At 68.9% G+C, this 13,881-nt stretch carries 12 protein-coding genes; 2 read left to right on the top strand and 10 right to left on the bottom strand.

Annotated features, from left to right (window positions below):
• The first annotated feature begins 119 nt into the window (after positions 1–119).
• On the top strand, positions 120–1,262 hold the full coding sequence (locus ADL15_RS39730) for a hypothetical protein (protein ID WP_157441887.1): 1,143 nt from the start codon (positions 120–122) through the stop codon (positions 1,260–1,262).
• 25 nt (positions 1,263–1,287) lie between these two features.
• Positions 1,288–5,508, top strand: a complete 4,221-nt coding sequence (locus ADL15_RS39725) for a polymorphic toxin-type HINT domain-containing protein (protein WP_067702925.1) — start codon at positions 1,288–1,290, stop codon at positions 5,506–5,508.
• A 56-nt stretch (positions 5,509–5,564) separates the two neighbouring features.
• On the opposite strand, the gene ADL15_RS53560 is transcribed toward ADL15_RS39725, so the two are convergent.
• The 10 genes from ADL15_RS53560 to ADL15_RS53555 all read right to left on the bottom strand — a co-directional run bounded on the left by ADL15_RS53560 (position 5,565) and on the right by ADL15_RS53555 (position 13,577).
• The gene (locus ADL15_RS53560) at positions 5,565–6,203 is read right to left on the bottom strand and encodes a hypothetical protein (RefSeq protein WP_157441886.1); all 639 of its coding nucleotides are present in this window, start codon (positions 6,201–6,203) and stop codon (positions 5,565–5,567) included.
• Positions 6,204–6,384: 181 nt separating this feature from the next.
• Positions 6,385–7,419 carry a hypothetical protein gene (locus tag ADL15_RS39720; protein WP_157441885.1) on the bottom strand — a complete coding sequence of 345 codons (1,035 nt, stop codon included), beginning with the start codon at positions 7,417–7,419 and terminating at the stop codon, positions 6,385–6,387.
• 83 nt (positions 7,420–7,502) lie between these two features.
• Entirely contained in the window at positions 7,503–8,375 is an 873-nt protein-coding gene (locus ADL15_RS39715) for a DNA-processing protein DprA (RefSeq protein WP_083972324.1), read from the bottom strand.
• A complete protein-coding gene (locus tag ADL15_RS39710; protein WP_083972322.1) occupies positions 8,372–8,899 on the bottom strand; it encodes a hypothetical protein in 528 nt (175 codons plus the stop codon). The genes ADL15_RS39715 and ADL15_RS39710 overlap by 4 nt, the downstream gene beginning before the upstream one ends.
• Before the next feature lie 2 nt (positions 8,900–8,901).
• Entirely contained in the window at positions 8,902–9,423 is a 522-nt protein-coding gene (locus ADL15_RS39705) for a hypothetical protein (RefSeq protein ID WP_067702915.1), read from the bottom strand.
• A 105-nt stretch (positions 9,424–9,528) separates the two neighbouring features.
• Positions 9,529–10,491, bottom strand: coding sequence for a DUF4192 domain-containing protein (locus tag ADL15_RS39700; RefSeq protein ID WP_067702912.1), 963 nt, complete (start codon positions 10,489–10,491; stop codon positions 9,529–9,531).
• Positions 10,492–10,594: 103 nt separating this feature from the next.
• A complete protein-coding gene (locus tag ADL15_RS39695) occupies positions 10,595–11,224 on the bottom strand; it encodes a class II glutamine amidotransferase domain-containing protein (RefSeq protein WP_067702909.1) in 630 nt (209 codons plus the stop codon).
• Entirely contained in the window at positions 11,212–12,144 is a 933-nt protein-coding gene (locus ADL15_RS39690; protein ID WP_198171208.1) for an amidoligase family protein, read from the bottom strand. The genes ADL15_RS39695 and ADL15_RS39690 overlap by 13 nt, the downstream gene beginning before the upstream one ends.
• 126 nt (positions 12,145–12,270) lie before the next feature.
• Complete coding sequence (locus ADL15_RS39685; protein ID WP_067702907.1) at positions 12,271–12,921, bottom strand: GGDEF domain-containing protein; 651 nt, start codon at positions 12,919–12,921, stop codon at positions 12,271–12,273.
• Positions 12,906–13,577 (bottom strand): hypothetical protein, encoded by a 672-nt coding sequence (locus ADL15_RS53555; protein ID WP_067702904.1) that lies wholly within the window; start codon positions 13,575–13,577, stop codon positions 12,906–12,908. Before ADL15_RS53555 ends, ADL15_RS39685 begins: the two co-directional genes overlap by 16 nt.
• Between the last annotated feature and the right edge of the window lie 304 nt (positions 13,578–13,881).

Here is a 13,881-nt window from a genome sequence, read left to right as displayed (position 1 = left end):
GGACTACATCGAGCTGCATCAACCCGCGATCGGCGGGCGCTGACACCACTGCTCACCACCGACGGCCTGCCTCTGCCTGCAGGGCCGTTCCCGACGCCTGCGCGGGGACGGGTGGTCGCGTGCAGAAGTCAATCCGGCGCGGACGCAGGTTCATGCAGCAGAGCAGTTCAACGGGGGAAACGATGTTGCTCAGGCGTGAATTAATTTTGACGGTGGCGGTGGCCGCGGCCGGTCTGATGATCCCGGCGCAGGCTCGGGCATCCGGAGGGTCGGCCACCGCAATGACGGATTCCGAATTACCCTTCGACGAATCCGAGTTCGAACGCATTTTCGTGAAATGGCTGTCGACCGATGACCCGAGGGCGGCCGTTCGTAGCGCGGCCCGCGCGGCGCTGCTGAGTGGGTCAGCAGCGATCAGCGCGTTCCTGAGCCTGGACGGTGGCTACGACCGCGCCATCGCGAACACCGAGACGACCTACCGACGTCAGGTCGACTTCGCGAACCGGATGATCGCCACCCACCCGATCCAGTACTACCCGCGCGTCAACGCGACAGCCCGCCGGGCGTTGACCGGCACCTACGACGAACTGGACAAGTTCGTGCGTACCGGCTACGCGGCCGCACTGGCCAAGGACCGTCAGGACATCGACGACGACCAAGCGCAGGCTGCCGCGATCCGGCAACTGGACCGCGACTTCGTCACCCGTCTGAGCACGGAGGACCCGGGCGCGCAGGTGCGCGCCTGGGCCGGGCGGGCGGTCGCGCCCGGCACCGCCGACGCCGACGTCGTCGAATTCCTCCGGTACGGCTGGGTCAGCGCTGCCGGCCTGGACACGGAGATGTTCCGCGCCCGGTTGGCCGACAGCAACCGGGCGTGGCTGGTGCAGTCGGAGATTCTGTTCGCCGAGGCACAGGCCGCCGCGCAGGCCGCGCGCGAAGCCGCCGCTGACGCCCAGGCACAGATGCGCGAGGCCGCCACCCGTGCCTGGGCGACAGCCGGGGCACAGACCGGGTTGGCCCGAGTGGCGTGGGCGGACGCCGAACAGGTCGCGCTGCAACAAGCACAGACCTGGCTGCTGGTCTCGCAAGCCGCCGGCAGCGCGGCCAGCACCAATTGGGACGCCATCGCCGCCGCCGCGCCCACTACCCGTCAGCAGTGGCTCGACCAGCAGAAGAACGCCGCGGAGCACGCGGCCACATGGATCACACGCTATGAGACGGCTCTGCTCGCCGAGACGGCGACGCACACGCCCGCAGCCTGATCCCGACTGCCGAACGGACATCTTCGTGAACAAGCACGTGGCGCGCCTGCGCGCCCTAATGATCGCAGTCCTGGCCGCCGCCTTGATCGGTACCGGCCTGCACGCGCCCCCTGCCGCGGCGGCGCCCGTCGCGTCGCCCGCTCGGGCCCTTCCGGCTCTTGCTGAGGGACCACCGATCCCGGTGCCGCCCTTGGTCACCGAGAGCTGGAATGGCACCACCGGTATCGACGCCAACGCCGAGCGCTGGCGCAAAGCGGTTGCGGATGTCGCTGCACTGGCGGCTGAGCCCGAGGTTCGTAACGCGGCGCTGACCGCGCTGGCCACCGGCGACAACCAGAAGATCATGCAGTTCGCCCTGGTCGAGAAACGTCAGCTCGAGACACAGATCGCCGCCCGCAAGAAGCAAACCGCGGCAGACAACCTCGTCAAGATCAAAGCGTTGGTCGGCACCGGCGGCAAGTACTTCAACGCCGAGGTGCAGCGAGTCCTCGCCGGTACCGACGCCGACCGGGAGGATTTCTTCGCCTACAGCGGGGACATCGCCCGCGCCCGCGACGACAAGGTAATCCAGGACGCCCGGGACCGCGCCGCCCAGCTGCGCGACCGGCTGCGCATCTTCGCCGCCGCCGCACCCGCCGAATCCCAGCTCCGGGTCACCGCCGAGGCCGCCCTGGCCGGCGATGACACGGCAGTGAGCGCATTCTGGGAGACCGGCTATCTCCCTGCGGCCAAAGCCGATGCCGCCGCCCGCGAGCAATACCTGAAGGACCTCGAGGCACGCACCAAAGCCGCCGAGGAGCTGACCGACCTCGCCAAACGCGCACAACGCGCCAGCCAGGCCCGCTCCCGGTTGCTGGCCGCACACGGCGACGCGGTCAAAGCACTGCAACTCGCTGCGAACGCCATGGCCGGCGCCGCCAACGCCGCCCGCCACGCCGAACAGGTGATCACCGGAACCGGCACCGCCAGTGCCAAGGCCGCACAGCTCGCCATCGACAAGTCCTCCGCCGCCGCCCAGATCCAGGCCGCGCAGGACGCCGTCGACCGGGCTCGCCCGGCTGCCGCGACCGCGACCAGCGCCGCCAACGATCTCATCGACACCGGCCTCACCTACGGCGCCGAGTGGTCCGCGATCGTCACCGGCATGAACGAAGCGGTGACCGCCGCCCAGGGCGCCACGAGCACCGCCGCGGCCGCGATCGACGCCACCATCGCCACCAACAACGCCCAAGACGCTCAAGCGAAAGCCGAGGCACACGCCCGCCAGGCCGAGCAATGGCGCAAGCACGCCCAGGAGCACGCCGCCGCAGCCGCGAAACTCGCCGCCGCAGCCGCAAAACAGGCCACCGCCGCCAAGACCGCCGCCGCCCGCGCCAAGACCGCCCGCGAACAGGCCCAAGCCGCCGAACGCGACGCCTGGGCCGCCGCGGAACGCACCCGCCAGCAACGACAAACCGCCGAAGCACAAGCCACCATCGCGGCCCAGCAGCGACAAATCGCCGAGACGGAACGTGCGAACGCGGCAACCCACCGCGCCGAAGCCGAACGACAAGCGGCCATCGCCAGCAACGCCCGTGCCAACGCCGAGGCCCAGGCGAAGGCGGCAGCAGATGCTGAGGCACGTGCGTCTGCGGCCTCTGTAGCAGCAGGAAACGCGGACGAGAAAGCGTGGGGCCAGGAAAAGACCGCCCAACAAGCACGCGATGACGCGCAGGCGGCAGAGAGAGCCGAGCAGACTGCGAAAGCGAAAACCCAGGCACTGCGGGCAGCTGCTGCCGCTACCGCCGCTGGCGCGGAAAAGGACGAGGCTCAGCGGCAGGCTGACGAAGCAGATCGGCAGGCCACCGCAGCAGGAACCGCGGCACGCAACGCCCGGTCCGCAGCGAACACCGCGACCGGCGCGGCCGCAAATGCGCGTACTGCAGCAACCCAGGCAGAATACGCGGCCGACCGCGCGACGGCCGCCGCGCAGCAGGCTCAGGCCGCAGCCGCAGCTGCGGACGCAGCTGCGGACAAGGCAGAGGCGAGTGCCAAGGCCACCCACGCTGCCCACCTGCGCGCCGACGCAAAAGCTGCCGATGCCACCACTCAGCAGGTCAAGGCAGCTGCGGCCGCGAATGCGGCACAACGGCTGGCCGGACAGGCCGCCGATGAGTCAGCACGCTCTCTGTGGTCAGCTAACCGCGTCAGGGACGAGGCGCAGGCGGCAACCACCGAGTCCGTCGCTGCTGCTGCCCAATCCGGGTTTGCGGTGCAGGCCGCGATCGCTGCCTCTACCTCGGCTGCCGGTATCGCAGAGCCCGCCAACACCGCGATCGGTGCGGTAAGCCCGTTCGCCGGCTCCGACATCGACGCCGACTTCGTGGCGTTGGTCGCCGAGCAGGCCAAGACCATCGGTGCCGAACAGGCCGCCGCGGCCAAGGCCCGCGCTGACGAGGCGATTCTCGCCGCACAGCGCGCGCAAGACGCAGCTGACGGCGCCACCGGCGAGATAAAACAAGCCTTCAACGCCGCTGCACAGGCGGCCCGATCGGCAGCCGATGCAGCACAAGCTGCAGCGCGCGCCAAACAGGACGCAGCACAGGCAGCCGCCGAGGGCGCAGCCGCCCGCATCGCCGCCACAAACGCCGCCCGTGCCGACGACCAAGCTCGTGCAGACGCGGCTGGCGCCAGATCAGCCGCTGACGCCGCTGCCAATGATGCGGTGATCGCGGGGCGTTCTGCGCAGGCGGCGCAGGACGATGCGACCGCAGCTGGCACTGCCGCCATTGCCGCCGAAAATGACGCAAGCGCGGCCCGCGACGCCGCCGGCCGGGCAGAGAGCGACGCGGCGAACGCTCGTACAGCCGCTGATGAGGCGCAGGAATATGCCGATAGCGCTGCTAAGGCTGCTACCAATGCGCTTCAGGCCTCCATCGCAGCGCAGCGTAGCGCGGAGGCAGCAGAGCAAGCTCAGCGCGATCGAGCCGCCGCTGACTTTGCCAACTCGAACGGGGCGGTGCCAACTGACCCCGACCTGCTGCAGGTACTGAGCCCTGAGGAACAGCAGGAACTGCAGCAGGCGCAGACGACGGCAGGCATGAGCGTCGTGGATTTCTTCCGCGAAAACGCCTGGCAGCTGTTTCTGGAATTGTCCGGAACCGGCGACGTCCTGTCGTGCGTGCGCGAAGGAAATACCGAGGCTTGTCTGTGGAGCCTGGCCAGCCTGTTGCCCATCGGGAAAATGGCCGGCGCTTTCGCCGATGTCGTCCGGTTGATGCCGAAACTCTTGAAGTTCCTGGACAAGGTTAAGGCTGCCCGCAAGAAGTTCGACGATCTGATGGAGGCCGCGCTCCGTAAGAAGAAAAAGCTGGCTATTTGCCCGAACCTACCGGTGCCGCGCAGTCTCGTGGCAGGTACGCCAGTGCTGATGGCCGATGGGACCACACGTGCCATCGAGATGGTCAAAACAGGTGACGAGGTTCTGGCCACCAATCCGGAGACCGGGATTCGAGCCGCCAAGCCAGTTCTTGCGACTAGTGTCGATTTTGGCCGAAACGAACTTTCCACGATATCCATCGATATTGACGGATCTCGCGGCACCCGAACTGCGGCAGTAACCGCGGCAGACGATCACCCGTTCTGGGCACAGGACCGTTCGAAGTGGGTCGAAGCGGGCCAACTAATGCCCGGGCATTGGCTGCGAACAAGCGCCGGCACCAGCGTTCAGATCTCTGCCATCAAGCATCGCACCGCTGAAGCCCGGCTCTACAACCTGACCATCGCGGACTTTCATTCCTACTACGCGGTTGCAGCTGGCACAGCAGTTCTCACCCATAACGCCAGCATCTGCCCCCCGCATGAGAGCGGTATCGAAGAGGCGAAGAAAGCCAAATCCTACTTCGAGAAAAAGGGACTCTACGCGGACGGCATCACCTGCTCACTTTGGGTTCAAAAATTCGGATTTCTGCCGTTAGCGAGCGGCAGCAAGAATGTCCCTGACGTCATTAAAGGTAAGCCTGCGCCGGGCTCCAAAGGTGGCACTTATGATAGCCATTGCGAAGCTCAGGCGGCAGCCCTGATGTGGTTTTGGGGAGACGTCGAAAAGGCGACTCTCTACTTGGACACCGACTACATCTGCCCTGTATGTAGGCAGTTCCTTCCTAAAATGCTGCCGCCTGGCTCGTCCCTAATGGTGGTGTACACCAACAAAAAGGGAATCCAAGAAGAAAACTTCGACGGCCCGAAGAAGATTCCTACAAGCTAGTTCGATGCGCGGCCCGGCCAAGACGGCCGGGCCGCTTTCACTATTCGCCTCTTCCGCTAATGATCGATACCGGGAATTTCGTTCAGATAGATAAAGGCGGCCTCGTCGGCCGCAGACAACTGAACCCCGAAGTGTCCGGCTACGTATCTAGACGGAGACAAGTCCGCCAACAGTCCGTTACCCATGAAAATGCGGAACTGAGGTGATGGCCAGCGCCAAGATCCAAATCCGACCGGCTGAAGCGGACGCAAGACGTCCCCCAATAAACGCGCTGGAACATGCGTATAGATCCTGGTATGAGCTGCAGTCAGCAAAGCATCATGCACGACGCTATGCCTAATGACCTCACCCAGAGTTTCTTCGTTGCGTGTCCACTCCGCTTGGGCCTCCTCACCCTTGTACACCTCGGCATCATAGACAATATCCGGCTCCTCAACGTCAAACGCCCACCGCCATTCTCCACACGAATCCTCGAGAAAGAATGCCTTCTCCCCGAAACGCTCGATGCGGTCGGGGGTGAAAAATCTCAGCATAGAAATATTGCGCCGATTCCAGCGGGAGGAAAAAACAAGCCAGTCCTTCAAGATTTCGGGGAGCCACTGATGCTCGGCTTGGATCGGCTCCGCCACGGAATCTGGTGGCCCCCACCAGGCATGGGCAAAGTCCTCCAGGTCGATGACTCCAGGATCGATCATGCCCTCATCATTGCACCGCGCCCTCGGCCATCGAGGAGAGCGGATGCCAGCACGAATCCACGCCCCCATCCACCAGATCGGAACAGATCGACTGGCCGAGATGCTCGACTCTGGCCCCAACCTCGCACACCCGCCCGCTCAGCTGTCAGTGGACGAACAGGAGATCCACAGGCCATGCCCTTTACTGGACACTGATGTGGACGTGGTTGGTGTGCCAGCCGGACGGGTCGTTGGCGCCCCACGGGTTTGTGTAGGCGTGCCAGCCCTGGGCCTTGGTCCAGATCGTGCGGTACCAGATGACGTACGCGATGCCGAGCCGGTCGGCGTTCGTGACCGCCCAGGCGGCCATCGCGTCGCCGTGAGCCTTTTCGGGACCGAGGGCGGCGCCGCCTGAGGTCATCATCCAATCGCACGCACGGCCCAGTGGGTGTTCGCCGTGGTTGGCGGGGCGGTAGCAGCTCGGTTTGGGAAACCCGGCGGCGGTGGTCTGCTGGACGAGATGCTGCAGGCGGGGTGTTATGCAGCCGGCTCCTGTGGTCGGGTCGGGGCGGATGCTGCAACGCTCGGCCGGCCAGGAGCTGTCAGCGTTGCGCGGGGCCGGCTCCGCCACCCCGAGCGCCAGATCAGGACAGACCGGTGCCGCGCCGCTGCTCGCGGCCCGCACCGATGCCGCGCTGTTGCTCGCGCCACGCACCGATGCCGCGTTGCTGCTCGCGGTCCGCTGATACACCAGGGCGGTCGCGGCGTTCTCCCATTTCGCGTACGCGTCGGGGTAGGCCGAGCGCTGGACCGCCTGCGCGGCCCGGGTCAGCGGCATCGCCTGCCAACCAGGGACCGTGGTGAGCTTGGCGTAGAACCTGCCGGCGGCATAGGTCGGGTTGCGCAGTTGGGACCGGCTCCCCCAGCCCTGACTCGGGCGCTGCTGGAACAGACCGACCGAATCGCGGTCGCCGCTGTTGAGGTTGCGCAGTCCGGACTCCTGTAAGGCCGTGGCGACCGCGATGATCTGGCCGCGGACCGGGATGCCCCGGTCGGCGCCGACCTGGGCGATCAGCGCCGCACTGGCGCGCTGCCCGGCGTCGAAGTCGGTGCCGGCAGACGGTGTGGTGCACGCGCTGCTGACGGCCGCACCGCCGACCATGGCGAGACCGCCCGCACAGGCCATCAGCGTCACGACGATGCCCGCGAGGGCGGCGCTGATCAGGCGGGAGCTCATCGCCGGGCCGAAGTCGTATTTTGAGGTGACATTTTGCCTCCATCTGGAAGAGCGGGCGGCCATCAGTGATGGCCGCCCGCGGGTCAGTGCTGGTGGGTTTCCAGGTCGATGAGGACGTCGGTGGCGTCGCCGACCGGGCGTACTCGGGGGTCGCTGCGCAGCAGGTCGAGGCAGCCGGCCGCGTGGATGGACGTGACCGGTCCGGGGACGACCAACGTGGGGCGGCCCAGGTCCAGGGCGTGGCGGGCACTGTCGAGGACGCTGCTGCGCGGGGCGGCTTCGACCAGGAGCGTGCCGCCGGTGAGGGCGGCGAGCAGGTGCCGGGTGTGGGCGAGCCGGTTGCGGGTGACGACCGCTGCGCCGGGTGGATAGGCGCTGAGAAGCAGGCCGTCGGTGGCCAGGGTGGTGAGCAGGCCGCGGTGGCCGGCCGGGTGGAGCTGGTCGAGGCCGCTGGGTAGGACGGCTACCGGTGGGTGGCCGGTGGTCAGGGCACCGCGCAGGGCGGCAACGGCGATGCCGTACCCACCGTCGGTGGTGACGGTCAGGCCGTGCTCGGACAGGCCACGGGCCAGGTCGGTGGCTTGGTTCGCGCCGTAGGCGGTGCAGGCCCGGGATCCGGCGATGGTGATCGCGGTGGTGGGCTGGGGTGCGGGTGCCGGGCCCTGCGCCCACAGGCACAGGGCGATACCCGTGGCGCCGGCCGGCCAGTCGGGCTCACCGGGCACGAGGATGCGATGGTCGGTGGCGGCTTCGTGGTGGGCGCGCTGCCAGAGCCATTCCTCGTCGTGGGCGCGCAATTCGGGGCGGATCGTCGTACGAGCAAGGGGTTGTTTTTGTAAAGAGGAGACGGCCTGGGCGGCGCCGATGTCGGTGACCAGGCTGGCCAGTGCGGGGTTGCCTGGTTCGAAGAGCCAGCCCAGCTGGATGAGGGCGCTGCGGTCGTGGGATGAAGTCATGACTCCTGCCTGGGGAATGAAGGGGCGCTGTGGATCGGTCTGACCGTCAGGGGTGGGTGGTGCAGCCAGGACGCGGCGAGCACGTCCGGGCGGGCCGGGTGTGGCACGACCTCGTAGCCGGTGAGCCAGACGGTGTGCCAGGTCTCGGCGGGGGCGCCGCGGCGCAGTGGGCTGTCCGTGCCGGCGCCGAGTCCGATTTCGGCGGTGCGGGGCCGGGTGCGGTAGTGGTCCAGGCGGCCGGCCAGCATCGGGCAGGCGCTTCTGCTGTACGCGGCGCACGGCGGGCACAGCGCGGGCTCGGACGTGCAGCACAGCAGCAGGTCGGCGGGGCGGGCGAAGACCACCAGGCGTTCGCCGAGCAGGTTGCCGCAGACCTGGCAGCGGTGGTCGAGCAGCAGCAGGCGCTGGCGGCGGTCTTCGAGCAGGCCGAACAGGTACTGCCCGTCGGTGGTGCGCGGGGTGGCGATCGGGACGACCAGGCCGCTGCTGGTCGGGCGGTGCCGCAGGTGCACGGGGATGTCCATGCTCACGCCTGCCCGTCGCGGCGACCGAGAACGGTCAGCGGGTTGGTGTCCGGGATCGGGCCGAAAAGGGTGGACAGCAGCGCGCGGGGGCTGGGGGCGCGGCGGCGGCTGCCGGGGAGTTTGCGGCCGTATTTCCACTGGCGGTTCCAGGCGCCGTCGCTGCTGAGCGTCAGCGCGTGCGGGGCGAGCAGCCGGCAGCGCAGCAGGGTGGCGGTGACGGCCAGGTCGTACGGTCGGCGGTGGGTCTTGCAGAAGTTGGCGATCCACAGCGGGCGGTGCTCGTCGCGCTCGGGGACGGGCAGGACGAACGTGTCGGCGGACAGGTCGTCGGCGCCGTCGCCGTTGAAGCTGATGTCGCAGCCGGGGTCGAAGGTCGGGCGGCCCCAGCCGTACGGGCCGGTGATGACGATGCCGGCGCGGCGCGCGGCGTCGACGATCCGGGCGGTGTCGCTGACCAGTTGCGGCCAGCACGTCTGGTAGGCGGGGTCGTTGAGCAGCAGGCTCCAGTAGTGGGTGTAGCCCATCGGGATGTCCCTTTCCAACAAGGAGATCCCGGGCGCGCTGTCACGGCGGCGCCCGGGATTCTCGTGTGAGAGGTGGCCGGGCGTCGGCCGGTGGTGCGAGGTGGGTCAGCGCCGGTGCAGCGCCTGGTGCACGGCTTCCGGGCTGATCCCGGAATGGATGACGTGCTGGACCAGCTCGGCGAACTCGTCGCCGGGATCGGCCTGGCAGGCGCGGTCGGCGGCCAGTACGGCGGTCACGCCGTCGCCGGCTTGCACGGCGGCCAGGGCCAGGAAGATCGCCGGGGCGCAGGCCAGGCTGCCGGCGCCGGCCCGGCGGGTCAGGTCGCTCCACACCGCGATGTGGTGGCGGCTGCCGTGCACCAGCGGCACGGCGGCGTCGCGCAGGTGCGCGAAGGCGAGCAGGATCAGCAGCTGGGCGGCGTGGTCGTCGCTGAGCTGCGAATCCTGGCGTGCGGCGGTGAGCGCTTCGGCGACGAGGGTGGCGATGCGCTCGCCGAGCCGGTCGTCGGTGCGCAACGGCTGCGCCAGGGTGTGCACGGCGGCCAGGATCGCCGCGTTCATGCGTTGCTGGTCGGCGCCACTGATCGGGGCGAGCCGGGTGGCCAGCGCGTCACGGTCGACGGCGATCTGCATGCCGGCGTAGGTGGCCTCGGCGGCGACGATCGTGCTCGCCGGGTCGTACGGAAGACTTTTGATCGTGCAGTGGGGTTCGTCGCAGCCCAGGTGCCAGAGCCGGCCCTCGCCGACGCGCATCGCGTCGAGCACGGTGATGCCGCGGTCGGTGAACACCGCGATGGCGGTGTCGACGGCGTCGGTCATCGGCTCGTGCGGGCCGTAGCCGATCAGCAGCGCCTGGTTCAGGCCGTTGCTGAGCAGCACGTCGGCCAGGTGGTGGCCGAGCGGGCGGGGGTCGTCGCCGTCCGGCAGTGCCTGCGCGCCGGCGAGGCGCAACTGCCCGTCCTCGACGGCCAGCATGGCGAGGCTGTTCTGCGGCTGGTAGCCGAGCAGGTACGGGACGAGGGTGGCGGCGTCGACCGGATTGGCGATGCGGATGGTGCGTTTCTGCATGGCGGTTCTCCTTTGCGGATGGTCCGCCGAGGAGCCCGTGCATCACCCGGCTGTCCGCCGGGAGTGGTGCACGGGTCCCCGGCGAGGGGTGATGAGGAAATTTTCAGGAACGAGGTAGCGGCCAGCCCAACGGACCGATGCCGAGATCATCGGGGCCGTCGAGGTCGTCGAGGTCGGGCCAGTCCCGGTAGCCGCGGTTGGAGTACCAGATCCCGCCGGACCACTCCCCCGCCTGCTCGTTGAACAGGTAGGACGTGCGCCGGAACCGGCGATCCACACTCAGCAGCACCATCTTGTTGGCCGGACCCATCCACCGCTGTAACCGCAGCCGGGTGCGCCGATGCCGCAGCGAACCCCACTGTCCGATCAGGGATTCGGCGACGATCCGGGTGTCCGAGCGCGGGTCGGCGCGGTCCGGGTGGATCGGCAGGACCCCGTTGTGCGCCAGGACGGTGCGCGGGTCGGCGCCGACGGCGTACGGATGGCAGTTGTCCAGGCTGACGGTGCCTCCGGTCGCGAGCCGGGAGTGGAACAACGCGTCGCCGTCCGGGTGCGCCCACCGTGCCGCCACGAACGCGTCGATCAGCGGCGCGGCGTCCATGCCGTGGCGCACCAGCAGCCCACCGGTCGTAACGATCGCGAAACCGTGCCCGTCGGTGTTGACCAGGCTGCCGTTGTACAGGGCGTCCACCTGCGGCGGCACCCCGCCGGGCAGGAACGTCAGCAGGCACATGACAGCGCCTCCAACTGACGCACCAGCGGCGTGTAGGCGGACTGCCCGGCGAGCCAGCCGGTGAACGCCGGCCAGCCCCAGCCACCGCCGGCGATCGCGGCGACACTCAACTGCCGGGTGTATTCGACCGTGGCGACCGAGAACGCGAACGCCGCCTGAATGGTCTGCGGATCCAACGACCCGGCGAAGACCCGCAGTTCGAACGTGTGCTCGTTGTTGGTGTTGATCGCCCGGTACCGCGGCCCGTACCAGTCGCCCTTGACGTAGTTCTTGATCGCGCGCCGATCCTCGGGACAGAACGCCGCCCACTGCGACGCCTCCCGGCGCGCGACCTGCTGCACCTGGCGCTCATTGCGATAGATGAACTTCATCCATCGGTACGAGTGCGCGACCGACGAGAACCCGGCCCTCGACAGGTGCACGTGGATCCCGGTCGTGTCGGTGGCCAGGCAGCCGTTGTCGCGCAGCCGGCCGAGCATGTCCCAGGGGAAGTTCGCCAGCGCCCAGTCGTAGGACATCGGATGCGTGACGATCTCGAACCCGCAGGTCAGGGACCCGTCGCGTTTGAGATAGCCGAGGTCGCCGAGCTCACGGAAGGCGATCTGGGCGCACCGGTACCGGTTGCCGTCACCGACCTCGACCTCGATCTCCGGGCCCAGGAACAGCGGCCCGACGCCGTGGAAGACCGGCCGGGGCTGGTAGGAGTAGTCGTGCACGAAAGCGTCGAGCACGGCGTAGCACGAGTCGCAGTCGTCGCCGCCGCACGGGCAGCCGTTCGGGCAGTGATCGTCGTTGTGGTGCCAGCCGTCGCAGCCACCGCACTGGGTGTAGAAGCCGACGAGGCACTCGGTGCAGATCATCACACCGGTCGCGGTGCGGGTGGGGTGTGCCGCTGGTTGACCGCAGCGCTCACACGTCATGGTGGTTACCTCCGGAATGGGGGGCGTCCCCGCACCGGGTCTCCACACCCGGTGTCCGCGCCTGGACGGCGGAAAGGGACATCGGGATGGATGGGTTGGATCAGCGGCCATCGGGCGGCCGCGTCGTCACCGCGGTGCGTTCACCGGTGGTGACGAGAGGTGGACGATGCCGCCGCCGTGCCGCTTGGCGACGTACATCAGCCGGTCGGCGCGGGCCAAGGCCCGCCGATGCTCACCGCCGGCGCTGCGGCAGATACCGACACTGACCCGCATCGGTACGACCACGCCGAACAGGGTGACCGGCGCCGCCAGCGCGGCCAGCAGCCCGCGATGCACCGCCACGACCGGCCGGCGACTGATCAGCACGAACTCGTCGCCACCGAGCCGGGCGACCACATCACCGGCGACCGCCGCCCAGCACAGCCGTTGCCCGAGCGCGGCCAGCAGCGCGTCCCCACCGGCATGACCGAACCGGGTGTTGATACCGCGCAGGTCGTCGGCGTCGAGCAGCGCCACGGTCACCGGCCCGCGCACCCGGTCGAGGTGCCGTTCGGCGACCCGCCGCACGAACACGTCGGTGACCGGGTCACGGCGGGCCTCGGCCAGTTCGGCGCGCACCCGGACGAACCAGGCACCCACCACCGCCGCGTGCGCGGGCAGCAGGGCGGCCAACACCGGCCCGGCCGCACCCAACACCCGGTCGGCGACCAGCGCGGCGACGGCCAGCAGCACGTCGGCCAGCACGATCGGCAGCAGACCGTTCACGGCCGCCGCCACGGTTCGGTCACCGCCGCGACCAACACGTCCTTGGCGTCGAGCAGGGTCAGGCACCCGTTGGCCTGCTCCAGAAACGACAACCGCCCGTCGAGCCGGTCACCGCCGGCACCCAACAGCGCCCCGTCCGGGCAGAGCAGACTCTGACCCGGCACCGCCGACAACCAGCCCAGGTGGCTGTAGGCGTCGGCACCCAGCTGCAGCGCCTCCAGATGCGAGGTCGGCAACCCGAACGGCCGGTGCGGCAGCGCGTTGAACACCCGCATCGCCGCCAGCCGCGGCTGCGCCAGGTAGTCGGCACGGGCCCGCTCCAGGTCGTACCGGTCAGGGTTGGCCCGATGCCGGTCCACGAACATCCAGAACGGACGAGCGGTCGGCGTGCCCTTGACCGCGGACTGCCAGAGCTGCCAGCGATGCCAGTAGAACCGGTGCGCGTCAGCGCGCATCGCGTCGAGCTCCAGGCGGCACAGCGGACCGCCGGCCGCGGTGCCGTGTTGCGGCAGCAGCAACGTGCCACGGCGCCAGCGGGTGCTGGCCCGGAAGTGCCGGACGAGGCTGGTCGCGGCGAGCTCCACGGCGGCGAGCCGGGCGGCGACAGCGGAGGCGGCGTCGGCGGGCGGAGTGTCTGCGGGCAGGCAGACGAGGGTGGTGCAGGCCATGGTGATCCTCCAGGATCAGGGAAGGGGGCGCCTTTTTCAGGCGCGAGGCGGCGCAAGGCCGCGGGAACCGGCAAGGCCGGTGAGGGTTGCGGTTCGCGATCTCCACGTACGGCGCGAGCCGACCGACCCGGGGTGCGGGTGGTGGGTGGTAGCTTCCGCGATCGTGGGCGGCGAAGCCCGCGGGTGGTGCTAAAAGGTCACATGAGTGATGCGCAGAACCGTAACCGTCGCGCCCAACAGCCTCCGCACCAGCTGATTCGCGCCGCCAACGGTCTCCGACGCTGCTGTGCCAGAGCCGTTCCCG

Origin of the sequence: Actinoplanes awajinensis subsp. mycoplanecinus (genome assembly GCF_001509495.1) — a bacterium.
Taxonomy (GTDB): domain Bacteria; phylum Actinomycetota; class Actinomycetes; order Mycobacteriales; family Micromonosporaceae; genus Actinoplanes; species Actinoplanes palleronii.
The sequence above is the reverse complement of the archived record's forward strand: the minus strand, read 5'-3'. Positions and strand labels throughout refer to the sequence as shown.

What these genes read in the sequence shown, in the direction of transcription:
- ADL15_RS53560 (WP_157441886.1), bottom strand. Translation starts at nt 6,203, where the DNA reads ATGATCGATCCTGGAGTCATCGACCTGGAGGACTTTGCCCATGCCTGG.
- ADL15_RS39720 (WP_157441885.1), bottom strand. Translation starts at nt 7,419, where the DNA reads ATGAGCTCCCGCCTGATCAGCGCCGCCCTCGCGGGCATCGTCGTGACG.
- ADL15_RS39715 (WP_083972324.1), bottom strand. Translation starts at nt 8,375, where the DNA reads ATGACTTCATCCCACGACCGCAGCGCCCTCATCCAGCTGGGCTGGCTC.
- ADL15_RS39710 (WP_083972322.1), bottom strand. Translation starts at nt 8,899, where the DNA reads ATGGACATCCCCGTGCACCTGCGGCACCGCCCGACCAGCAGCGGCCTG.
- ADL15_RS39705 (WP_067702915.1), bottom strand. Translation starts at nt 9,423, where the DNA reads ATGGGCTACACCCACTACTGGAGCCTGCTGCTCAACGACCCCGCCTAC.
- ADL15_RS39700 (WP_067702912.1), bottom strand. Translation starts at nt 10,491, where the DNA reads ATGCAGAAACGCACCATCCGCATCGCCAATCCGGTCGACGCCGCCACC.
- ADL15_RS39695 (WP_067702909.1), bottom strand. Translation starts at nt 11,224, where the DNA reads ATGTGCCTGCTGACGTTCCTGCCCGGCGGGGTGCCGCCGCAGGTGGAC.
- ADL15_RS39690 (WP_198171208.1), bottom strand. Translation starts at nt 12,144, where the DNA reads ATGACGTGTGAGCGCTGCGGTCAACCAGCGGCACACCCCACCCGCACC.
- ADL15_RS53555 (WP_067702904.1), bottom strand. Translation starts at nt 13,577, where the DNA reads ATGGCCTGCACCACCCTCGTCTGCCTGCCCGCAGACACTCCGCCCGCC.